The following is a 21,320-nucleotide window of genomic DNA, read 5'->3' as shown; positions in this document are numbered from 1 at the left end:
CCGTGTTCGGTGGGCGCCCCGTCGGCCTGCTGGGCGGGCAAAGCCGCTTCCGCAACGCGCCAGGCCTCCGGCTGGGAAGACCAGCGGGGGCTCCCCAATTGGGGAGCCCCCGGGCCCAGCGCGTGTCCGGCGCAGCTACTCCGCGCTGCCTCCCGGCCGCACTGCCCGGAAGGCGCACTGGAGGATCTCGGCCCAGGCGGCTTCGTTGGACGCCGGCTGCTCGGTCTGCCAAGCCGTCCGGCGCGCGACGACCGCCTCGGCGACGGCCTGCGCCTGGCCGGCCAGGTCTTCCTCAAGCGGGGCGACGTCGCCGTACTCGGCGCCGGTGACGATGACGCTGCCGTACAGGAAGTAGGAAGAGCCGATGTCGAGTCCTCGCCAGGCGCTGGCCAGCGCGGTGGCTGTCAGGTTCGGCGGCAACCCCTCGTTCGCGCCGTTGCCGTGCACCCACATCAGCGCCCGGCGGTGATAGTTCCCCGGGTCGGGGCTGCCGCTCAGGCGCGTCGCGATCGCCTTGCTGCGCAGGCCGGGCTCGTCCGGCAGGTCGATCGGCTCGACCGTGGAGTCGGGGTTGATCAGAAGCGCGCTGGCCATGCTGTCGATTCTCCTCGTCAGATCGGTAGGTACTGCACTGCCGTGCCGCGCCGCACGGGCGGTCCGGGCAGCATGCGCGTCACAAGGTCCGGGCCACGTCCGCCGCCTGGGCCATGTCCGCGTCGGTCTGCGGCGTGCCGCCGCCGTTGACCAGCAGGTGGATCTCAGCCTCGTCGTGCACGGCCCGGTAGCTGGCCGTCAGCGTGGTCTGCTCCAGCGGCCCGCTGTTTTGCAAGGTCATCGTTCCGTCCTTCTCAGTCAGGGAGGAGCCGGGACACCCGGTGGTGAGCCCCGCCGCCGGGTCCTCGGCACTGACAGCGGTATCCGGTGCTACAGCTCGGTCCAGCCGCACGCGGGCCGGTCCGGATCGGCGAGAGAGCTCCACACCTTCCCGGTGGCCCCGTGCGCCTCAATGTCCTGGAGGGTGGCCGCCCCGGCGGGGACGTGCCGCAGGAAGTTGACCACCCGCGGGCTGTCGGCGGCGGCGACCTGGAGGTCCTCGATCCGGTTGCGCAGCGTTGTCTCCGAGGTCCTCTCGGACCCCGGCGTCAGCACGAACAAGACCCTGGGAAACCGCGGGTAGAAGTCCTGCCAGGCCGGCAAGGCCCCCTGCGCCTCCGTGGTCCCGCGAAGGTGGAGCGGGACCGGGGTGTACTCGAAGTACCGCGCGTACGACGTCAGCTTCGAGCTGAGCTTCTCGCTGCTCATGGTGGAGCGGTCGAGCTCGACGAACGCCCGCAGGTGCGCCCGGCCCTCCGGGGAGTGCACGGTGTACCGCATCAAGGCATCGGCCCGGATCGCGTCGGCCGAACGGTCCGAAAGCCGGTGGAACACCTCCGGCGCCCAGTCGAGCGGCCCGTACTCGTCGCCCCGCCGCCGGGCATCCCGCAGGAACGCCAGGTGCGTCCGCAGGACGTCGAGCGTGTGGGGAGCCAGCAGCTGCGCACCGGTGTCGGTCATCGACTGCGGCGGGCTGACCCGGTCCAGCAGCTCGGGAAAGCTGCCCGCCAGGGCGCGGCCGGCTTCGGTCAGGAACCAGATGCGGGTGCGGCCCGGGAAGTAGCGGGTCGCATGGTCGACCAAGCCGTCGTCCCGCAGCTTCCGCATGCGGGCGGCCGGGAAGTTGTGGTCCTCCTGCTCGCTCTCCTCCTCGCCACTGGTGAAAGGACCGAGCAGCTCGTACAACTGGCCGCTGGTCGCGAGCCGGTGCTGGTAGAGCGCGGCCAGGGCCGCACGGTCGAACGCCGCACCGTCGTGCCGGCGCTTACGGCGCTTCGTGGGGACGGCCACCGTCATCAGGGTCTCCTTCATCAGTGCTCTCTGGTGCCGGCCAAGCCAACCCCGCACACCTTGACGGATCCCTTGACGCCCGGGCTCCGCGGCGTAACAACTCGGCCTCGCAGGCGCCATCAAGGGATCAGCCAATACCTTGATGCTCCGCTGCGCCCCAGATCAGACGCGGCGTCAAGGAATCCGGCACCTTGATGCCGAGCTACTTCTGCTTGGTCCGCGGCCGACCCTGGGCCTGCTGGGCCAGGACGTCGTCGAGCACGTAGGCCGCGACGGCTGGCGGAAGGCCGAGGCCCTCGGCGAGGACCTTGACGACGCGCTCCCGCGGCTCGTCCCAGAGCTCCTGCTGCACGGCGGCCACCTTGTCGCGCTCGGCGAGGCCCATCTGGGTGTCCTTCACCAGGCGCTCGCCGGTGCGCGTCGTGAACCCGAACTCCTCAACCAGCCGGCGGACGACGACGGCCGCCGGCGTGTCCGTGGGCGCGGCCGCGAGGAGCTCTGCCGTACGGGCCACCCGCTCAACGGCGTCCTTGCGGATGGCAGCCACCTGGTTGAGGGAGCCGGTCTTGCGACCGCCGGTACGTGCCGCCCCGTGGCCCTTCGGGCGGTCCTCGTTCCAGGTCCGCACCGTGCCGCGCTCCCAGTACCGGACTCCGTTGATCTCGGTCTTCCACTCCGGCCCCTTCGTCCGCACCTTCTTCACCGCCGACCCGGCCGCCGGCTTCTTGACGTAGTCCGCCCAGGCGTCCTTGTCGGGGCGGTTGTCCGCGGGCATCGACTCCCAGGCCTCGACCCAGTCGAGGAGGTCCCCGTCGCGCTCGTCCGCAGGGTTGTTCTGCGGGTCCAGCGGGAGCACCGGGATGTCCTGCTGATCGAGGGGGAGCTCGCGCTGGTTGGCGTAGGCCTGCATCTGCTCCTCGTCCCAGATGCGAAGCGGCCGCTTGGCCTCAGGGTCGACGCGGGAGAAGCTCTTCACGCTGACAGGGAGCTTCTCCCACTGCCGCCGGCTCTGGAAGCTGGAGAAGGCAACGCCGAGAATCTTGGCGGCCCCCTCGGTGGTGACGTACTTGCGGCCGGCGGGGATCATCGCGGGCCTCCGTTTCATGATGGTTGGGGGGCCGGCACCCGACCCTGCGACGCGAGGAACGATACTACATAAAACATGCGGCGGGTAGCCGGGCTCCGCGGCGCACCCTCGGGGCGGCCCGGCCGGCCCCCGGCTCCGGTTTCGCCGTAGCCAGGTGGCGTTCTCGGTCGACATGCCGACCAGGGCATTCGCCAGGACGGTCACCGGCGGCGGCCGCCGTCGGGCCGCGGCAGGATCAGCAGGAACTCCATGCCGTCATCGGAGGGCCGGCTGCCGAAACCGGCCTGGAGCAGGTGAGCGTTCATCTCCGTCAGCACCGGTACGCAGTCCGGGGTCCGGCACAGGAGCAGGACCTTGGCGCAGTTGCCGTCGGGCGTTGGGTCCTGGGCTTGGGTGCTGAAATCGCCTGCGTGGGCCAGGTCGTCGACGTCGCAGACCTTGCCGTGCTCGTCGGTGGCCAGGATCCAGCCGGCGTCGGTGAGGATGGCCTGGACCGCGGCCTCGGTCAGTATCGGTCGGGTTGCGTGTGTCATGGGGATTCTCCTTGGTGTGCGGCCCGACGGGCCCGTGATGTGGTGGCCCGTACGGTGCGGTCGAGCGGGGTGCAGGCGGCCGGCGTTTTCGTCGACGAAACCGCCGGTGGGTGGTGGCCCGGGCCGATGCCGGTGGGGCAGGCCGGGCGGGTGCGCAGGCCGAGTGTGCCTGCGGATGCCGGCCGTGACCCCCGAGGCGCGCGGAGGTCACGGTCGTTGGTCACCGGAGGTGCGGCGCCAGCGCCGGGAGGGCGCCGGCTCCGAGGTCCCAGTGGCAGCCGGGGAGCGGGTCGTCGGCGGCGTCGAGCGCGGTGGCCGTCACCGACAGGACGCCGGCGGGGCGCCCGTCGCCGTCGGGGACGATCGCGACCCGGGCGTCCAGGAGCAGGTAGGCGCCGCTCTGGTTCTGGATCTTGCCGGTGAGCATGCGGATGACGTGCTTGGGGCGGGCCCGGTCGAGCGGCCGGGTGTCCCCATCGGTGTGGTTGCCGCAGCAGTTGCAGCCGCAACCGCAGGGGTGGATGGCACGGATGCGCACCTGGTCCTCCTTCGTTCGTTGCTGATTCGGTTGGGTAGCCGCGCCGCCCGGGCGCGAGGGTGCTCCGTTCCGGCGGCCGCCGCGCGGCCGCCAGGGGAGCGTCAGATCTGGGTGATGTCGAGGCCGATGCGCTCGACCTGCAAGGAGACAGCGGACCTCGGGATGTTGTCGCTCCCCCTGTAGGTCCGCACCCGGCGGCGTCCGGCGATCACCACCTGGCTGCCCGGGCGCAGCGCGCGGTGGGCGGCCTGTGCCGTCGTGCCCTCCAGCGAGCAGATCAGCAGCTCCGGCAGCGACGCCCCGGAGCGCGGTGGCCCCTGCTGGTCCACGGAGATGTGCATCCGGGCCACCGGATGGCCCTTCACTTCCTGGAACTCCACCGGCCGGACGACCGTCCCGGTGACCATCTCGACGGCGGGGGCGACCTCGACCTGCTCGCCGAGCTCGGGGGCGCCCAGCGGCAGCCGCATCGCCTTGCGGACCTTGCCCGCCCCGGTCTTCTGGGTCTTCTGCCGGGCCTGCTCGATGCGAGCTTCGGTGTCGGCCCGAGCCGTAGCGCGGGCTCCCCCGCAGGCCTTCGCGACCAGGCCGGCGAGCTCGGCCTCCCGCGCCAGGCCGACCGCTCCCGCCCTCTCGCCCAGCTGCCGGACGCGGGCTGCCAGGCGGCCGTACTCGCCCTCCATCTCCTCGTGGGCGAACGCCACGACTGCGGCGGCACCCCGGCGGCGCATCGTGCGGTTGAACCCGCACGACTTGCCGCGCATGCCCTCCTCCCGCTCCCAGACGAACAGCTCCGCCTCCGGCCACCCGTTCTCATCCAGGCCGCCGACCACGACGGACAGCACGCAGGCGATCCGGCGGTCGTGGAGAACGTTGAGCGGGTACTCGGCGGCCGCGCCGTGGAACGGCAGCCGGGCCGGGTGCGGTTGACCGTCCTGGGTACGGCGGTCGGGATGCAGGAAGTCGCGCAGTGCGGCCGCCGACAGCTGCTCCCGGCCGGCGCGCACGGCGGCGAGGTACAGCGCGATCGCGGCGCTCTGCCAGGGCGTGTTGCCGTACGGGGCGGCCGGGGTGGCGAGGGCCAGGTGCTCGGTGACGCCGTTGGCGCGGGGGAACGTGGCGAGCAGGACCAGCAGGGACGGGCTGTACGGGCGCACGTCGACGTGGCTGAGCAAGCTGGCCGGGACCTCGGGCGCCGCGTCGGGCTTGGCGACGGGCGGGGTGACGGTTGCGGTGGGCATGGGGCTCTCCAGGCGGGGGCGCGGGGAAGCGGGTTGAGGGCTGGACGGCGGGCCACCGCCGTCCAGCCGGGCAAGAGGTGGTGCCGACGCGCGAGCGTCGCCACCACGGCGGGGTCACAGGCGCAGGACGCCCGCCAGGACGAGCAGCGCCGGCCGGTCGCAGTGCAGATAGAGGTCCAACTCGTTGCGGGTGGGGAGCAGACCGTCGGCGTTGTAGATCGCCCAGCCGAGCTCGCTGATGAAGCTGTGGAGCAGCATCCGGTTGTCGCCGAAGCGGAAGTACTGGTCCTCCTCGGGCCACCGCTGGTCGAGGTCGAGCTCGGAGACGGCGGCTCGGGTCGGGGCGCCGTCGGGGAGGTGGAGGTTCCAGGCGTTCACCTGGGCCTGGTGGAGCGCCGTGAAAGCGCGGGTGATGGCGGCAGCCACGAACGGGTCGCGGCTCTGGCCGTCGTGGTCGATGTGCAGGGACTGGGCCAGCGCGTGGGTGCGGATCAGCTTGTCCGGGGGTGTGATCAGAACGGACACGGTGCGGTCCTCCTTGCGGGAGCGGGTTGAGGGGCAGGCCGCCCGACCTGCCGACATGAAAAACGATACCACATAGAACACGCCCATGGGGATTGGTGTGTGCCTCGGAGTCCCTGGCCCAGGCCGCCGCCGCGTGTTTGCCGGCGGCGGCCCGGGGGATCAGACGGCCAGGTCGAACCTGGTCAGTGCCGCCCGGATCCGCTCGGCGAACCAGCGGGCCGCGTTTACCGAGACGGCGTTGCCGATCTGCAACGTCCGCTCCTCCAGGTTCCCGTGGACGATGTACTCCGGTGAGAACCGCTGGATCTGCTTCATCTCGTCGGACGTCAGCATCCGGATCAGGCAGTCGTCCACCTCCGGCGCCGGCCACACCAGGGAGTGGTGCGGCTTGGTCGCCAGCGTGGTGAGCGGCTCCGCCGTCGTACGGGGGGCGTTCTTGCGCCCGTTGGGGATGATCAGCGCGTGGTGGCGGCCCTGGGCGGCGAGGACGGGAACCGCCCCGCGGATGGATACGGCGGTGCTGTTGTTGCGCAGCATCGCGATGTGCGGGTCCGCCCCGAACCGCTGGAGCCCGACCGCGATCCGGGCCCGGGTCGAGGCCGCGTACGGCTTGAACACCTTGTGCCGCGGCTTCCCGTCGCCGACCCGCCGGCCCAGCAGGTTCCAGTCGATGACCTCCGCGACGGCGCGGACGTGCGGGATGAGCAGCTGGTGGCCGCACCTGCGGTTGGGGCACCGGTAGTTGTACTGCTCGCCCCACTTGCCGATCTTGCGGCCCCTCGGGTTGTTCCACACCTGGCGGGCGCGCACTGGGCCGCACTCCCGGCAGTCGGCCGCCGGCCGGACCTCCAGGTTCGGCTTCGGGGTCGCCGTCCGGGTGAACACGATGTAGATCCGGTCGCGCAGCTGGGGAGCCAGGACGTTGGAGTCGTCGCCGAGGTGGGCGGAGGAGGCGCAGACGATCTGGTGTCGGTAGCCGAGACGGTGCCACCCCTTGAGCCACCAGTCGAACAGCTCCCAGTCGGTGGCGAACTCGACCACGTTCTCCACGAACACGGCGTCGGGCCTGTGCACCTCCGCCCACGCGATCATGTCGAGCGCGGTGGCCCGGGTGCGCTCCCAGGTCTCCGGCTTGGCGCGGCCCTCGTCGCCCTCGACCTGGAGGTCGAGCTCCAGCTGGCCGCGGGTGCGCTTGCGACCCCCGGCGAGCGCGATCTCGGTGCAGATCGGGGAGCCGGCCAGGATCCGGGTGCGCGGCATGCTGCGCTTGTTGGTGTTGCTGATGTCGATGCGCCGGTGCTCGACCGTCGGGTGGTTCGCGACGTGGGTGCGGATCGACACCGGGTCGTGATTGGCGGCCAGGCGGCAGGTGTACCCCGACTCGGTGAAGCCGGTGGTCGTGCCGCCTCCTCCGCAGAACAGGTCGGTGAAGTCGAGATCGCGGTCGTGGCGGAAGACGGGTGCCATGAAGTCCTCTGCGGGTGAAGAGCGGGTTGAGACGCCGCCGGCCGCCAAGCCGGGGCGTCGAAAGGGGCAGCGGTCCGCCGCCGCAGGGCGGCGGACCGGGGTCGAGCGCGGCCGCCCTCGTTCAGTCGACGACCGCAACCTCGTCTTCGGCGGCGTACTCCACTTCGTCGCCGGAGGAGAAGGTGACGCGGACCCGCCCGTTCGGGATGTCCACGACGTCATCCACGAGGTAGGGCAGCTCATCGCCGTGGAGCACGATGCGGTCATTGCGCCGCAGGGAGGCTGCGGTGACGTTGATCATGGGAATCTCCTTCGCGCCGCCTCTGCGGCGGGGACGGGACCTTGCGTATCGCCGGCGTCTGCAACCGGTGGCGCCGACTGCTAGCCGGGGTGCGGTGAAGGGGGCCGGCCGCCGCCGCATGCGGTGAAGCGGCCCGGGGTCGGACGCAGGTGGCTCAGCCGTCCAGCAGCTGGACCAGCTGCCCCCGCAGCTCGTCGGGGAGCGCGGTGTTGTTGAGCACCTCGCGCAGGGCCGCCAGGGTGCTGCGCAGTGCGGCCGCCTCGCGTTCGTGCCGCCCGGGGTCGTGGGCGGCCAGGGCCTCCCGCAGGAAGGCGGGCCAGGTCTGCGGACGCTCCAGCTCCGGGGCGTCGACGAAGGCGCAGTGGCCGGGGTCGGCGGTCTCCAGGCGCACGGCCTTCAACTGGCCGTTGGCGAAGGTCAGTCGAATCCCCGTCAGCGGCTCGCTCTCCCCGAAGGCGTTGATCACGGGAGAGCCGTCCTCGACGGTCAGATCGAGGTCGACCTGGACGCGGGTTCGGCAGGCGGTGACGGTGTTGCTGGGCTGGTCGCTCATGGTGGGTCCTCCGTTGAAGCGGGTTGAAAGGGGCGGGCTGCCGCACACGCCCCGACGTGAAGAACTATACCACATAAAACATGAACCCGCGATCCATCCCGTCTTCTCCGATCCCGGCCGGCGCCCGCTCCAGAAGCCGGCCGCGGACCGCAAAGGGCCCGGCCCGGACCGCACAACGCGATCCGGGCCGGGCAAAGGGAAGGTCGGCAGCAGGAACTAGGCGGCCAGCGCCACGTCCGCCTCCCGCGCCGCCTCGTCCATCTCGGCGGGCTGCTCCTTTGACGCCTCGGGCTCCACCTCGGCCGCCGACTCGGCGGCCAGCGGCTCCACCCCGTCGACCTCCGTGCCCACGGCGGACTCCACCTCGACGGACAGCTCGTCCGCCGCCTCGGTCCCGCCAGCGGACTCCTGGTCGGCCTGCCCGGTCAGCTGCGCCTGCGCCGCAGAGGCATCCGGCTCGCCGCCGCTCCCCTCGACCAGGGCGACCATCGCCGCCTCGATCTCGGACAGCTTGTACGCCAGGTGATCGCGCATGAACACCAGCAGCTGCACCACGGCGGCGCCCGGCTTCTCCCACACCTTGTTCGCGTTCATCACGCGGGCCTCGAAGGCGGCGAAGATCTGGGCCAGGATCAGCTTCCCCGAGCTGGCCTCGCCCATCCGGGACTCGGCCTGCTCCAGCCAGACCGTAATCCGGTCCTCGTCGTCCTCCTTCTTGCCGCTCTCGCGGGTGACCGACTCCGGAGCCCCGAGCAACTGGGCCATGAGCCGCCGGTTCGGGCTGGTGACGAACTTGGCGTACCAGCCCGGCATGTCGCAGACGATCCGGCGGACCAGCGCCCACGACGCGCCGCTCGGCTTCTCCTTGAGTGCGGCCTTGAGCGCGGCCCGGCGGACGGTCGTCGCGGCCTTGAATGCCTCGTTGTTGCTTCGGACGAGCCGGACGGCGGCCCGCGACTCCTCGGCCGTAGCCGGACCACCCGACTTCTCGGCCGCCTTCTTGCTGAGCTGGTGGCCGTTCTTCTTCCAGTCCGCGCACACCAGGACCGCCTCACCGTACTCGTTGAAGAAGGCGCGGCCGGGGCAGTCCTTGACGTGGTGCTCGGGGTCGACCGGGTTGCCCATGCCGCTCATCAGGTCGGTCAGCAGGCGCATCTTGTCGCCCCGCCACTCGTACGGCCGGTCGACCTCGGGCACGCCGTCCGCCCGCAGCGCCGCCAGACGCTCCTTCCGTAGCCGGGCGGTCTCCTCCTCCTGGAGCAGGCTGGCGATGGCGTGGTCCCAGTGGCCGTAGCCGCCACCCTCGGCCGCGTCCTTCGCCGCCGCCTCCTTCAACCGGCGCGAAGCCCCCCGCAGGTGCTCGACCGTGCCGTACTGGGTCGTCTGGACCAGGTCGAAGTCGCACTCGGCGGCCTCGTCGAACGTCTTCGCGTCCAGCGCCACGGCCCCCTTCGCGGCAGCGAACTGCGCGTCGGTCAGGCCGATGCTGCGCGCGGCCTTCTTCCGCTGGGTGGGGGTCATGGAGAACGCGGCGAGCTGCGCCGCCGCCTGGGCCTCGTCCCGCTTGGTCATGGCCTTGCGGTGGGTGTTCTCCACCAGGGACCTGGTGATGGCCTCCTTGTCGGCTCCCTTGAGGTCGTCGCGCACCACGATGGGCAGGGCGAGCCAGGAGGTGTGGTCCTCCTCGGCCTTCTTGACGGCCTCCTTGCTCGACAGCCAGCGCTGCTGTCCGGCCAGGACGCCGAACTCCGGCGCGGGCTTGCCCTCCTCCGTCAGCTTCTCGATCTGCTCGGGCGTCAGGGGGCGGACGATGACCGGGGTGTCGACGCCGTCCTGGGCGACGGAGTCCAGCATCTCCTGGGTGGGCAGCTTCTCCTCGGTGCGGACGTTGCAGGGGTCGAGCACGAGCGTGCGGGGGTCGACCTCCATGAACCGGAAGTTGCGGACGATCATGCCCGTCGCCGGGCGTGCGGGGGTCTTGGACTTGGTGCGTGCAGACACGGGAGTGTGCCCTTCTTCTTGGTTGGATAGCGGGTTGATCCGGCCGAGCCGCCCGGCCCGTCCGTTGTGAACAACTATACCACATATAACGTGCAGCATGGAGTGTGGTGAGCCGCATTCTTCCGGCTGGCGGCGCCCGCCCGGGCCGGAGTCCCCTGCGGCCGGCGGCGCACCGGAGATCCTGGCCGGCCTTGTGGGCGGGGTGGGGGAGTGGTTGATCTACGCGCGTAGGCAGATGCGGCGCAGGGGGTGGTCACCCGGGGCTTGACCCGGGGTGACCACCCGACATCTAGGTGAGCAGGCGCGGTGCCAGCACGCGTACCGCCTCGACGACGGCCGCGACCAGGTGGCGCGGCGCCAGTGTGGCGTCAGACAGGATGTCCAGCTGGCCGTCGGGGTCTGCGGAGTCCAGGGCGTCCAGGGTGGCGCTGTCCTCCTCGTCGTCGCAGGCCCAGCTCCGGGCCTCCTGGACGAGGGCCTCGATCAGCCCCAGCGCCGCAGCGTTCGCGTGATCCGGGCCGGCGGCGGCAGCCGTGGTCACGAGCAGTTCCTTCCAGGGAGGGAGCGCGCCGACGGAGTGCCGGACGGAGCGGGGAGGGCGGAGAGGGGCGCCGTCGCGTGGACGTGCATCCGGTAGAGCGTCCGGAGCCGGACGGCCAACTGCGGGGTCGGCTGCGGCCGGCCGCAGATCGGGGCGGGAGTGAGCAGGCTCCGGGCCCTGACCGGAAGGCGCCAGTCCGTCCGCAGCCAGCAGCCCCCCGGGTGGCGGGGGCAGGCCGTCCAACGGGCCGCGAAGCCGAAGGGGTGGAGAGCATGCACCAGCAGGTCGTTGTGCCCTCCGGAGCCGTACTGCTGCTCCACGGTGCCGAGCGGGCCGTCGAGGACCCAGGTGCCGCTGCCGAGTTCCACGCCACGGTGCACGCGGATCTCCTCGTGCAGCGTCAAGGCCGGCAGCGGCGACCACCGCGCCGCGTGCACGGGCCAGACGGTGACTTCTCGGCTGCCGCCGGGGCGGTCGTGCTCGACGGCGTACCCATGGCGGTGCAGTGCGGTGGTGACGGCGCCCGCGGCGGCTTCGTGGTCGGTGGTCAGGGTCCAGTGGCCCGACGGTCCGGCTCTGCCTGTCACCAGGCCGGTGGTGAAGTGCCGGAAGCCCGGGTGGCGTTCGAGGTCGAGGGCGGCGTGGGCGAGCGCCGTGATGCGGGCGGGGTCGAAGTGAGCGGGAGGCATCGGCTTCCTCGGATCGGGGCGGGTGGCCTCGGGCGACGCCGCGAGGCAGGCGGTTCAGTGGTGGGCGGGTGGTGGTGGTGGCCTTTTCCAGGCCAGTTCGGCGTGGATCTGGGGGAGTGCGTGGTGATGGTCTCCAGTGCGGCGCCGGCGGCCGGGGGCCGGATGTCCGGCATGGTGGCGGCCGGGACCTGCGGGCCCGCGGCCTGCTCGGGATGGTGCCGTTCGGGAGCAGGGGCGGCCCCGCAGGTGTGCCGGGTGGTCAGGTCGCGAGGGCCTTCAAGGCGGGCAGGACCTCGGCGGCCGGCAGCGGCCGGAAGGCGAGGCGGACGGAGGGGCCCCGGTACACGCAGGCCCGGTGCACGGTGCCGGTGCGGTCGGCGCGCTGGATGCCGCACTGCACGTGGTCGTCGGGGAACCGCAGCCTGCTGGTGTCGACGTCCGCCAGGCTCGGGGATCGGGTGCCGTCGGCCCTGACGTAGCGGTCAACGGGGCCGAGCAGCGCGTTCACGAGGCGGTCGGCGGCAGCGGTGGTGAACTCGCGTCCGGTGACGGTGGCGATGCCGTCCTTGAGGTGGAGCAGCAGGTGGCCGCCGACGTTGGCGGTGAGCAGCTGGGCGCCGTCGCTGCGCCGGTGGGGGCTGATCATCAGCTGCGGCAGCGCGGCCAGGGCCTGCTGGACGTCGCCGGAGGCGGCGGAGGGCATGTGTGTCTCTTTGGCTGGAGTGCGGGTTGAGGACGGGCGCCGCCAGGCATCCCGACATAAAGAACAATACCACATAAAACCTGCTTCAATGGGCTGGGCTCCGTCCCGCTGTCACGAGGTGATGGCCTCCAGGTAGGGAGCGCAGCCTGCGGCGAGGGGCTGGTGGTACTCCGTCACCCGGGCAGCGAGGTGGGCGCGGACCGGGCGCGGCGCGCACCTGGCCGCCTCGCCGACCCTCTCCGCCCAGTCGTGGTGGTGCGGGTCGCCGGAAGGGCCCGAGTCGAGCAGGTAGAGCCGGACCGGCGGCCTGGTGGCGGCGGCGGTGGTGACCCCGGGGGTGCGCGCGGAATGGACCAGGCGCCGGCCCTGGTAGATGCGGACGTAGACCTCTCCGGCGTCATCGTCGTGGTCGACGACGACGTGGAGCGGCCGACGGGGGCGCGGACGGCGGCCAGGCACAGCAGGGCGCCGAGCAGGGCGGTGACGGCGAGGACGATCATGGGGACCTTCTTCTCTGGTGGTGGTCGGCGAGCAGCTGGGCATCGTGGGCCCGGCGGGGAGCGGGCTGGGCCGGTGATCGGCGGGGTGCAGGCGGTGCACCGGGGCGGGCCCGGCGGACTGGCCGGCGGTGCGGTGCGGCCCGGGCTCCTCGACGGGGCCTTCGTCCCCGGGGCGGCCGGCGCCCGCCCGGCCGTCCTTGGCCGGGGCGGGCACCGGCTCTGCGGCCCGGACCACGAGGGTGCGGGCCGCAGGCAGTTCGGGGGACGGGCTACTGCTGGTAGGCGGCGATCAGCTGGCGGACCTCGGCCTCGCTCTTGCAGCCGGGGTGGCGGTTGGCGCTCGGCGGGTTGCCGTTGCGGCCGCGGAGGTGGCTGTAGTGCTTCATGACCACGGCCCCGCACAGGTCGCAGCGCAGGAGCCAGAGGTTGTCGGAGCCGGGGTAGCCGCTTAGGGGCGTCCAGTGGAACTCCGTGACCCTGGCGATCGCCGCAAGGGCGCTGTCCCGGTTGCGCTTCTCGTCCATCCGCGGGTGCAGAAGCGGTGCCGGGCCGTACGGGCTGGGCACCTCGGCCACCGTGTCGGTCAGCGGGACGGCCTGGATCCGGCCGTTGACGAACTCGTTGGCCAGCCAGTCCGCGGCCTTGTCCTGGCCCTTGGAGCCGACGGCGGGGCGGCGCACGTTGTGCACCTGGCCGTTGTTGTCCTCGGCCAGCCAGTCGCGGTGCCATCGGGAGACGTAGCCGAGCAGTCGCGGTTCCTCCTCCGCGCCGATGATCACGGGGCGGCGGCATTGGTTGTTCGGCGCTCCGATGCGGTACGCCAGGGTGGTCGTGGTGGTGCTCATGGAGTCAGGTCTTCCTTCGGGTGGAGTGCGGGTTGACGGCGCCCCGGGGGCCTCCCCGGAGCGTCGGGCGGTCGGGCGGCGTCGGCGCGGCCCGTGCGGGTCAGGCGGCACCGCGGTGGTCGAGCGTGCAGGTGCGCGCCGTGACGCTGGTGTTGTTGTATGGCGCGTACTTCTTGGCGGCGGCCTTCGCGTTCTCTTCGGACGAGAAGCAGACGGTGGTGCTGCCGCGGCGGCTGATGGCGTTGGAGAACGTCAGCCGCGGGTGGGCGCCGTGCGGCAGCTCCACCAGTACGGCGGTGGTGCCCGCCGCCTCGTCCGCGCTCAGCCCGGCGTCCATCGCGCGCAGGCGCAGGGACTCCAGCTGGACGGTGGCCTTCGCCAGGTCGGCGGGGCGCGGCTCGACGGCGATCTGCCGGGCGAGTTCCTTGGCCCAGTCGGCCAGGTCCAGCAGGTCGGCGACGGCTGCGCCGGGCCGGGTGCAGGCGACGCGAGCGGCGGAGGCCGCGAGCAGCATCAGGCCGTTCTCCGGGCCGGTCAGCCGGGCCACGGCGCCGCGCAGCAGGCTGAGGGCGTAGGCGGTCTCGTCGTGCTCACGCACGCCCGGCCGGGCCAGGACGCGCCGGGCGAAGGCGTCGGCGGCGCGGCCGCGCTCCGCAGCGAGGCGGATCCGAAGGGCGGCCCGGTCACCCGCGACGGGCCTGCGGGCCAGGCGCCGGGCGATGTGGGCGATGTCGTAGAGGGTCTCGACGTCGCGGTAGACGTCGGCGGCGGTGCGCTCGGGCATGGCTGTTCCTCGTGGTGGGTGCGCGGTGGTTGCGGCGGAAGCGGTGCGGGTCGCAGGCCCGGGCCGGTGGTAGGCGGCGGCGCCGGGTCGCGCTGGCCGGTGGTCCGGCTCCGGGCGATGGTCGGCGGCCGCCGCCGGGGCGGCGGGCCTGCCCGCCGTCAGCTCTCGCGCGAGTCCGGGCCGGGCTGGCGGGGGATGCGGCCCTTGGCGCTGTTCTCCGAGCTGGTGCGCGGCCGGGGAACCGTGGGGATGGCGCGCTCGCGGAAGTCGTCGCCGGTGCTGCCGTTCTGCTGGGACATGCCTGCTCCTTGGTGAAAGGCGGGTTGATTCGGGCGGGCCCGCCCGGGCCCTTCCGACATGGAAAACATTACCACATGGAACGTGCAGAATCGAGTGTGCCAAGCCTCTATCCACCCGAACGGCGCAGCTCAAAGGCCACGGGACGGGCCGCGCACCCCGCACTCAGGCCGCTACCCGCTCCTCGGCCCCGCCGCCGCCGAGCGCGCCCAGCATCCACGGCGCCCCCGCCAGCAGCACCGCGCACTGCCGCCACGACTCCCGTACCGCAGCAGCCACCGCCACCGGATGCTCCCGCACCTGCCCGAACACCCCCGCCGACGGGTACAACCCCGTCCCCCTCTCCCAGGTGACCGCCCACCCCGGCCGCTCCTTGTCCGCAATCAGCGTCGGCGCCGCCACGTACGACTCCTCCACGATCGGGAACACCCCCTCCTCCCGACTCCTCGTCACCACCCGCGCGATCCCCCCGGGGCCGCCACACACCCCCGTCTCGGCCAGCCGCGCCGCATACCCCAGCACCGCCAGCGCCTCCCCGCGCGGCATCGGTGCCAGCGAGAGGACCGACCGCCACGTCGTCCCCTTGCGCACGCACCGCGGCCCGGGCGAGTCACACCGCTGCTCCGGCAGCTTCAAGCACGCCTTGCACCTCGGCCCCGCCGGCTTCCCCGCCCTGCACGCCTCGCACCGCGGGCCGTGCTGCTCCTTGCAGCTTTTCGAGCGGCCCTCCTCGATGACCCGGCGGACCTGGTAGACCGTCCACGGCATCGCCGCCATGGCGGCCTCGGCGATCGCCAGCACCTCGGCGTTGCCGGAGGCCGTCAGCTCCCGGCGCAGCGAGGAGCCGGAGTAGAGGGTGCACAGCGGGTTGAGCGCCTCGGCCATGTACTCCAGCACCAGCGCCTTGGCGATGGAGCGCGGGAAGAGCGCGGCGCGGGCCATGTGGGCCTTGATCGAGCCGGCGCTCACCGGGAACGGGCACATGGTGCAGTAGCTCTTGGGCCAGGTGACCCCGAAGCGCCCGTGCAGGTAGTCCAGCAGGTGCGGCCGGTCCCACCCCCACTCGATCAGCGGGTAGCGCGGGTGGCGGTGCGGGCTCGCGAAGGTGCGGTCGCGCTCCGCGCGGGAGCGCTCCAGCGCGTCGAAGCCGATCCAGTGGCAGAACCGCCCGTTGATGTTCTGCCCGAACCACAGGTCGAGCACCTCGCCCTTGAAATTCTGGCTGCACAGCCTGCGGCCGGCCTGGTACATCGGCAGGGTGCCGGTGACCCGAAGCTCGTCGCCCAAGGTCCAGGGCCCGCGCGCGACGATGCGCTCGGGGCTGCGGGTGTCCGACAGCACCACGATGCCGTCCCGGGCCAGCGACGGCCCGCCGCGGGCCACCTGGACGTAGCGGACCTGACGGGCACGCAGCAGCGGCAGCACGTGCTCCTCGGCCAGCGCCAAGGTGTCCGGCCACTCCTCACCCACAACCGCTGTGACGACGATCAAATCGGACAGGTCGGCGCGCAGCCCGTAGCGCACCGGGTCCTCCAGGACCCGGACCAGGATCGCGGTGGAGTCGGCCCCCAGCCCCCAGCAGAGCACGGTGACCCCGCACTCGCAGGGGCCGCCGGCGGCGAACTCGGGGACGGGCGCGGTGAACATGGCGTTCTGCATGGGAGACCTCGGGGAAGCGGGTTGAACCGGCCCGGGGCGCCAACCCCGGGCCGGACTGGTACTGCTGCGCTCGCGGTACCGCGGGATGCCGTCCCGTACGGGAATCGCGAGCCGTCCGGCCGAGCGGCCACCAGCGGCACGCGGGAGGTCATCGGGCCGAACGGCGGGGGCCGGTCAGCCCTGCTGCTCGGCGCCGGGGTGCAGCGCGGCGCGGACGGCGCAGCCGGTGACCTCCTCCAGGAGCCGGGTGCGCTCGGCCGGATCCTCCTCCAGCGCGATCCTGCGCACGACCGTCTCGGGCACCACGACTTCGCCGCCCCGGTCGCAGCCGCCGGTGAACGTGCCCACGCCGCTGGCGTGGGTGACGATGAGCCCGGGCTCGCCCTGCTCCTCCTCCGTCCAGAGCTCGAAGGCCAGGCCGGGCAGGCCGGTCAGCGCCTTGGCCAGGGCGAGCACGGCGTCCTGGTCGCCGAAGTAACCGGTGAAGTCGCCGGTCGGCGAGCTGGGGGTGTTCGACTCGTCCGGTTCGAGGTCGAGCTCGCTGAGCGCCTCGCTGATCTGGGCGCGCACCTCCGTGGTGTCCGGTGCGGCGTGGATGCGCAGGCGGAGGTAGTTCTCGTGGTTGGACATGGGTGATCGCTTTCGTGGTGGTCGGGGTGGGCGTGGGCGGGCCGGATGGGTGCGGCCATGCGGCCGGGCCGCCGGACGCAGGGGGTCGGGGCCGCCCGAGACGGAGGCCCCGGCGCGGGGTCAGTCCTGGTCGGGCAGGATCAGGGGGTTCGTCTGGTCGATCGCTTCGACCAGACCGGCGCGGGGCGCCTCGGCGTCGACCAGGGCGGCGATCTTCTGGGTGAGGATCTCGGGGACGGCGTGGCGGGCACCGAACCCGTGGCTGTGGAACGGGTGGCCGCTGGCGCCGAAGTGCGAGTCCACCGTCCAGCCAGCCTTGGCCGCCAGGCGCGACAGGAACATGGCCTCCGGCTTGGCCTGGGGGGCGTCGGTCAGGCGGAGGCGGGTGTACAGGCCCACGATCGGCCCGTCGATCCATGCCTTCTCGCGGCGCTCGGCTGTGACGAACAGGGTCGTCGTCCCGTCCTGGCCGGTGATCTCGATCGGAACGAGCTGCTGGTGCTCGGACATGACGGCTCCTCGGGTGAGCGCGGGTTGATCCGGGGCGACCGCCAGGTCGCCCCGTCACAAGAAACTATACCACATCAAACATGCTCATGTGGGCGTGGAAACCCCCTTCCCGGGGATGATGGGCGACTCCTCAGGCCCGGCGGCGAACGGGATCAAGGTCTCCCACGATCCCGCCGTGCGGTCGAGCAGCGGGAGCAGCCAGGCGTTCGCCGCCAGCAGCACCGCGAGCCGCGCCAGGTGCCACCGGTACGCCTTGGGCATCAGCTTGTCGTACCGGAGCAACTGGAGCTCACCGAACGACAACTGGCCCTGGCGCTTGCGCAGCACCGGCATGCGGTTCGCCACCATGCCGACCCTGATGTCGGGCCCGGCCGCGATCAGGTCGGACGCGGCCTGGTCCACGTAGCCGGCCTCCTCCAGCGCCGCCAGGTCCGCGAACACGTCGGCCTGCGGATCGGTCGGCAGAATCAGGTAGTCCTCGGTCCCGCCGCGGCTGAACCGGTAGAACAGGTTCGCCGGCGTCCCGAGCCGCGCCGCAACGTCCTTCACCCGGCTGACGGCCTTGGTGTAGGCGTAGAAGCGCACGTGCGGGGCCGACTCGGCGATACGCCACCACGCCTTGGTGTACTCGGTCGAGAAGAAGTCGCCGGAGTCGTGAACACGGACGGCGGCGCCACCGCGGTACCGCCGGTCCCGCAGCTCCTCGACCATCCACTGCTCCCACAGCTCCGGCATCTCCTGCACCATCTGCAGGTTGCCGAGGTGGCTCGCGGCCACGTCCGGGAACCGCTTGTAGGAACTGCCTGGTGCGTAGGCGAAGCACATGGCCGCGCAGACGGACGCCTCCGGACACGTGTTGAACCAGCTCCCGTCGGCGCGCTGAACCACCCACGCCGGCAGGGTCCACGTGAAAATGCCGTCCCGGGCCAGGTCGGAGTTGCCGCCGCTCAGCAGGAAGGCGCGCGGCTTGGCAGGGATGTCGAAGAGAGTCAGGGCTTCCATCGTGGCGCTCCGGTCGAGGGGCCCGGGAAGGAGCGGCCTCGGCGGCCCCTCCCCGGGGATCTGGTGGTCGGTCAGCCCTGGCGGGCGGGGATCGCGGTGGCGGCGCCGCGCAGGAAGGCGACAGTACCGGCCGTCGTGCGGCCCCGGGCGTCACCCCAGTTCCACACCGTCGCGCGCAGGTACGCCTGCGCCCCGCTCCTCCACCAGTGCGGCACCACGACGGGACGGCCGTGGACGTGATCGGCCAGGACGATCAGCGCGGCGTCCACCAGGGCGCCCCGCTGCTCCCGTAGGAGCCCGCGCCGGGCGCGCACGGCCGCCGCCAGTGCATGGGTGACCGTGGCCGGGCCGGTCCACGGAGCCTGCGCCCACTCCCGCCCGCCCTGGTGCAGGCCCACCAGAGCCAGGTGATCGGCGGCCGACTCCAGCAGAGCGGCCACCGCCGGGTGAACCCGCGCGGGGCTGCCGCTGCGCCCCGGTGCCTCGGCGGGCGCGGGCCGGACGCCGAGTTCCTCGACCCGGCTCCAGGGGCGGCGCAGCGCGCTCGGGTCGCCGTCGGGGGCGGTGGTGGTCTCGGCGTACCGGCCCGCGTGGTCGTTGATCCGCATGGTCGCGGTCCTGCTGGCCCGGTTGGCGCGGGCGACGACGCTGTGGCCGCCGGAGGTCACGCCGAAGATCAGCCCCTGCGTCATGGCCTCGGCGGAGAGGGCCTGCACGTCGGCGGTGAAGGTGTCGGCGGCCGTGAGGGGGCCGAACGGGCGCTTGCGGGTCACTGGACTTCCCTTCGGATGAAGCGGGTTGAGAGGGGTGGCCGCCCGGCCGCCCCGTCGTGAAAAACTATACCACATGAAACATGCTCGCATGGAGGTGGCGCCCCCCGTTCCACGCCGGGCCTCGGTGGTTTCGGAGACGTAAGCCCCCAGGGCGGGGGGGCGGGGTTGGGGCCCCCCACCCCCCGGAGGCCCGGGTTCCGGGCTGCTCCCGTCAGCGGGTGGGCGGGGCCGCGTCGGCGTCCAGTAGCGGCAGGGCGGCGCTCGTGATGGCCGTGATCTGCGCGGCGGTCCAGGTCGATCCGTCGAAGCTGACGTGCAGCAGCTCGGCGACGGTCTCGGGCCGGCGGACCGTCAGGCGGATCTCGTAGTGGCTCCGGTGGTGCGCCCCGGCCCGGAGCCCGTTGGCCTCGGCGCGGGCGCCATCGAGATCCCACGTGGACGGGGTGACGCGCTGTTCGTCGGCGCTCTCCGGGGTGTGGTGGCTGATCAGGTTGAGGAGCCGCTCGTCGTGCTGGCACTCCCCGGAACAGACGACCAGTGCGGCGCGGGTGCCGCCGACGATGACGGCGTGCCGGTTGCGCTGTGTGCGGATCTCCACGTGCGGGGCCCGTACATACAAGGTGCGCTCCAGCCAGAAGCCCCGGCCGTGCTGGTCCCAGAACTGTTGGCCGACCTCCCAGCCCGCGAGGCGGTTGATCTGCTCGTAGTCCCAGGGCTCCCCGGTCCGGTAGGCGCGGTCCTCGGGGCCGGTGCACGGCCACAGGAGCTCGTGACGCTCGGCGGTGAACATCTCGCCGACGGTGCGCTCCTCGATGCGGACCAGGACCAGCGGGGCGTTCACGGGCATCTCCCGGGGGGCGCTGGTGAGCGCCGGGCAGGTCAGGCAGTCGTGCGCGGCCTGGCTGACGCAGGGCCGGTAGGGGCCCCAGGCCGACAGCTGGGTGCTGCGTCGGCTCTCGGCCAGCGCGGCGTAGGTCTTCGGGCGCAGCGGGCACTGGGCGTCGCGGTCGCCGATGTGGGCACCAAGGCTCAGGCGGGTCCAGCCTCGGCCGTCGGGGCCAGCGGCATAGGGCTTGGGGGCTTCAAGGAAGATCGGCATCGGGACTCCAGGGCAGGTGTGGTGAGCGGGGGCCGGGTGCGGCCCCGGCGGAGGGTGGGCCGCCGGGGGAGGGGCGCCTGCAGGGCGCCCCTCCGGGCCGGGTCAGCGGTAGGGGCTGAAAGCGGACTCGACGTCGAACAGCCGCTGGCCCTCGGGGCAGACGTTGGCGGTGCCCTGCCACCCGTCGTCCGTGAGCACCGACGGGCCTGGGCTCCGGCACTCCGCGCAGGCCGCCGTGTGCGCCCAGTGGGCGAGAGCGGCCTCGAAGTGCTCTCGGCTCTGGAAGCCCTGCTCGCGCCGCTGCCGGGTCCATCGGCTCTTGCCGTCCGGGGCGCCGTGCGGGATGCGGAGGGCGCAGCTGGCGATGCTGAGCTCGTCGGCGTAGTCGAAGGGAGTCAATCCCGACTCCGCGATGGTGTCGCCGAACAGGATCACCGCGACGTCGGTCCAGCTGCTGGCCTTCATCTGCCGGGCGGCGGCGGTGCTCAGCGCCGTACGGCGCTCGTGGTGGCCGCAGTCGCTGACGTGCACCACCGGATCGCCGGTGGCGGTGAAGGCGACGGTCACGTCCGCGGTGGGCGGGACGGGCGTGGGCGTCTCGGTGGTGGTGAACGTGCTGTCCATGCTGTGACTCCCTGGTGAGTGCGGGTTGAACGGTCCGGCCGCCCGGCCGTTCCGCTATGAACAACAATACCACATGAAACCTGCAATGCAAGATGGACGATTGCTTCTTCTGTGTGGTATAGTTTTCCATGTCGGAACGGCCGGGCGGCCGAACCGCTCAACCCGCACCCACCAAGGAGCCCACCATGTCCAAGAACAAGCGGCCCATCGACAGTCCCGGCTGCACCTGCGACGGATGCCGACGCGGTGACAGCGTGCCTCTCGACTCGGCGAGCCGCGACGAACTCATCGACCTTCTGACCGGCAAGCTCGGGTACTCCAACCGCCGGACGCTGCGCGTGCGCTTCGAGGTCGAGATCGAGCCCGGCGGAACGCTGAGGGACAGCACGCCGGTCGGCGTCAAGGTCCTGGTCCTGAACGAGGAGCACGAGCCGCAGCCACTCCCCTGGGATGTGCTCGAACCGGCGGACCTCCCCCGCCTGATCACCAGCCTTCCCACCGAATAGAACGGCGGGCGGGCCCGGGACCCCCCGG

The 21,320-nt window shown here is 72.3% G+C and carries 27 protein-coding genes; 1 reads left to right on the top strand and 26 read right to left on the bottom strand.

Annotation, left to right across the window (positions count from 1 at the left end):
- Positions 1-135: 135 nt before the first annotated feature.
- From ACFXPX_RS38590 to ACFXPX_RS38465, 26 genes are all read right to left on the bottom strand, one after another.
- Positions 136-594: a hypothetical protein gene (locus tag ACFXPX_RS38590; protein ID WP_380531491.1), complete on the bottom strand. Its 459-nt coding sequence runs from the start codon at positions 592-594 to the stop codon at positions 136-138.
- A gap of 79 nt (positions 595-673) precedes the next feature.
- Positions 674-835: a hypothetical protein gene (locus ACFXPX_RS38585; RefSeq protein ID WP_380531488.1), complete on the bottom strand. Its 162-nt coding sequence runs from the start codon at positions 833-835 to the stop codon at positions 674-676.
- 89 nt (positions 836-924) lie between these two features.
- The gene (locus ACFXPX_RS38580) at positions 925-1,905 is read right to left on the bottom strand and encodes a replication-relaxation family protein (RefSeq protein WP_380531485.1); all 981 of its coding nucleotides are present in this window, start codon (positions 1,903-1,905) and stop codon (positions 925-927) included.
- A 181-nt stretch (positions 1,906-2,086) separates the two neighbouring features.
- Positions 2,087-2,971 (bottom strand): hypothetical protein, encoded by an 885-nt coding sequence (locus ACFXPX_RS38575; RefSeq protein WP_380594613.1) that lies wholly within the window; start codon positions 2,969-2,971, stop codon positions 2,087-2,089.
- A gap of 200 nt (positions 2,972-3,171) precedes the next feature.
- Complete coding sequence (locus ACFXPX_RS38570) at positions 3,172-3,504, bottom strand: hypothetical protein (RefSeq protein WP_380531479.1); 333 nt, start codon at positions 3,502-3,504, stop codon at positions 3,172-3,174.
- 220 nt (positions 3,505-3,724) lie between these two features.
- Positions 3,725-4,042, bottom strand: coding sequence for a hypothetical protein (locus tag ACFXPX_RS38565; RefSeq protein WP_380531476.1), 318 nt, complete (start codon positions 4,040-4,042; stop codon positions 3,725-3,727).
- 101 nt (positions 4,043-4,143) lie between these two features.
- Positions 4,144-5,283, bottom strand: a complete 1,140-nt coding sequence (locus ACFXPX_RS38560; protein WP_380531473.1) for a single-stranded DNA-binding protein — start codon at positions 5,281-5,283, stop codon at positions 4,144-4,146.
- A gap of 114 nt (positions 5,284-5,397) precedes the next feature.
- On the bottom strand, positions 5,398-5,808 hold the full coding sequence (locus tag ACFXPX_RS38555; RefSeq protein WP_380531470.1) for a hypothetical protein: 411 nt from the start codon (positions 5,806-5,808) through the stop codon (positions 5,398-5,400).
- A 159-nt stretch (positions 5,809-5,967) separates the two neighbouring features.
- On the bottom strand, positions 5,968-7,275 hold the full coding sequence (locus ACFXPX_RS38550; RefSeq protein ID WP_380531467.1) for a DNA cytosine methyltransferase: 1,308 nt from the start codon (positions 7,273-7,275) through the stop codon (positions 5,968-5,970).
- Positions 7,276-7,396: 121 nt separating this feature from the next.
- Positions 7,397-7,576, bottom strand: a complete 180-nt coding sequence (locus ACFXPX_RS38545; protein ID WP_380594615.1) for a hypothetical protein — start codon at positions 7,574-7,576, stop codon at positions 7,397-7,399.
- 154 nt (positions 7,577-7,730) lie between these two features.
- Entirely contained in the window at positions 7,731-8,129 is a 399-nt protein-coding gene (locus tag ACFXPX_RS38540; RefSeq protein WP_380531462.1) for a hypothetical protein, read from the bottom strand.
- 216 nt (positions 8,130-8,345) lie between these two features.
- Complete coding sequence (locus ACFXPX_RS38535; RefSeq protein ID WP_380594617.1) at positions 8,346-10,130, bottom strand: ParB/RepB/Spo0J family partition protein; 1,785 nt, start codon at positions 10,128-10,130, stop codon at positions 8,346-8,348.
- Positions 10,131-10,419: 289 nt separating this feature from the next.
- Positions 10,420-10,671 (bottom strand): hypothetical protein, encoded by a 252-nt coding sequence (locus ACFXPX_RS38530; protein WP_380528173.1) that lies wholly within the window; start codon positions 10,669-10,671, stop codon positions 10,420-10,422.
- Positions 10,668-11,360 carry a hypothetical protein gene (locus tag ACFXPX_RS38525; protein WP_380528175.1) on the bottom strand — a complete coding sequence of 231 codons (693 nt, stop codon included), beginning with the start codon at positions 11,358-11,360 and terminating at the stop codon, positions 10,668-10,670. The genes ACFXPX_RS38530 and ACFXPX_RS38525 overlap by 4 nt, the downstream gene beginning before the upstream one ends.
- Before the next feature lie 259 nt (positions 11,361-11,619).
- Positions 11,620-12,063, bottom strand: coding sequence for a hypothetical protein (locus ACFXPX_RS38520; RefSeq protein WP_380594619.1), 444 nt, complete (start codon positions 12,061-12,063; stop codon positions 11,620-11,622).
- A gap of 111 nt (positions 12,064-12,174) precedes the next feature.
- Positions 12,175-12,522 (bottom strand): hypothetical protein, encoded by a 348-nt coding sequence (locus ACFXPX_RS38515; protein ID WP_380528178.1) that lies wholly within the window; start codon positions 12,520-12,522, stop codon positions 12,175-12,177.
- Between the two features lie 310 nt (positions 12,523-12,832).
- Positions 12,833-13,408, bottom strand: a complete 576-nt coding sequence (locus ACFXPX_RS38510; RefSeq protein ID WP_380528181.1) for a hypothetical protein — start codon at positions 13,406-13,408, stop codon at positions 12,833-12,835.
- Positions 13,409-13,508: 100 nt separating this feature from the next.
- Positions 13,509-14,192, bottom strand: coding sequence for a hypothetical protein (locus ACFXPX_RS38505; RefSeq protein ID WP_380528183.1), 684 nt, complete (start codon positions 14,190-14,192; stop codon positions 13,509-13,511).
- A 158-nt stretch (positions 14,193-14,350) separates the two neighbouring features.
- Positions 14,351-14,491 carry a hypothetical protein gene (locus ACFXPX_RS38500; protein ID WP_380528185.1) on the bottom strand — a complete coding sequence of 47 codons (141 nt, stop codon included), beginning with the start codon at positions 14,489-14,491 and terminating at the stop codon, positions 14,351-14,353.
- 163 nt (positions 14,492-14,654) lie between these two features.
- On the bottom strand, positions 14,655-16,148 hold the full coding sequence (locus tag ACFXPX_RS38495; protein WP_380594623.1) for a hypothetical protein: 1,494 nt from the start codon (positions 16,146-16,148) through the stop codon (positions 14,655-14,657).
- 174 nt (positions 16,149-16,322) lie between these two features.
- Positions 16,323-16,778, bottom strand: coding sequence for a DUF3145 family protein (locus ACFXPX_RS38490; protein ID WP_380594625.1), 456 nt, complete (start codon positions 16,776-16,778; stop codon positions 16,323-16,325).
- A gap of 120 nt (positions 16,779-16,898) precedes the next feature.
- Positions 16,899-17,288, bottom strand: coding sequence for a hypothetical protein (locus ACFXPX_RS38485; RefSeq protein ID WP_380594627.1), 390 nt, complete (start codon positions 17,286-17,288; stop codon positions 16,899-16,901).
- Between the two features lie 84 nt (positions 17,289-17,372).
- Positions 17,373-18,290: a hypothetical protein gene (locus ACFXPX_RS38480; protein ID WP_380594629.1), complete on the bottom strand. Its 918-nt coding sequence runs from the start codon at positions 18,288-18,290 to the stop codon at positions 17,373-17,375.
- Positions 18,291-18,361: 71 nt separating this feature from the next.
- Positions 18,362-19,063, bottom strand: a complete 702-nt coding sequence (locus ACFXPX_RS38475) for a DUF6197 family protein (RefSeq protein WP_380594631.1) — start codon at positions 19,061-19,063, stop codon at positions 18,362-18,364.
- A gap of 211 nt (positions 19,064-19,274) precedes the next feature.
- Positions 19,275-20,162 (bottom strand): hypothetical protein, encoded by an 888-nt coding sequence (locus ACFXPX_RS38470; RefSeq protein WP_380594045.1) that lies wholly within the window; start codon positions 20,160-20,162, stop codon positions 19,275-19,277.
- 102 nt (positions 20,163-20,264) lie between these two features.
- Positions 20,265-20,786, bottom strand: a complete 522-nt coding sequence (locus tag ACFXPX_RS38465; RefSeq protein ID WP_380594043.1) for a hypothetical protein — start codon at positions 20,784-20,786, stop codon at positions 20,265-20,267.
- 185 nt (positions 20,787-20,971) lie between these two features.
- On the opposite strand from ACFXPX_RS38465, the gene ACFXPX_RS38460 reads away from it, so the two are divergent.
- Positions 20,972-21,292, top strand: coding sequence for a hypothetical protein (locus ACFXPX_RS38460; protein WP_380528199.1), 321 nt, complete (start codon positions 20,972-20,974; stop codon positions 21,290-21,292).
- Positions 21,293-21,320 lie beyond the last annotated feature (28 nt).

The organism is Kitasatospora sp. NPDC059146 (genome assembly GCF_042786665.1).
Classification (GTDB): Bacteria; Actinomycetota; Actinomycetes; order Streptomycetales; family Streptomycetaceae; genus Kitasatospora.
This window is presented reverse-complemented; position numbering and strand designations above follow the sequence as displayed.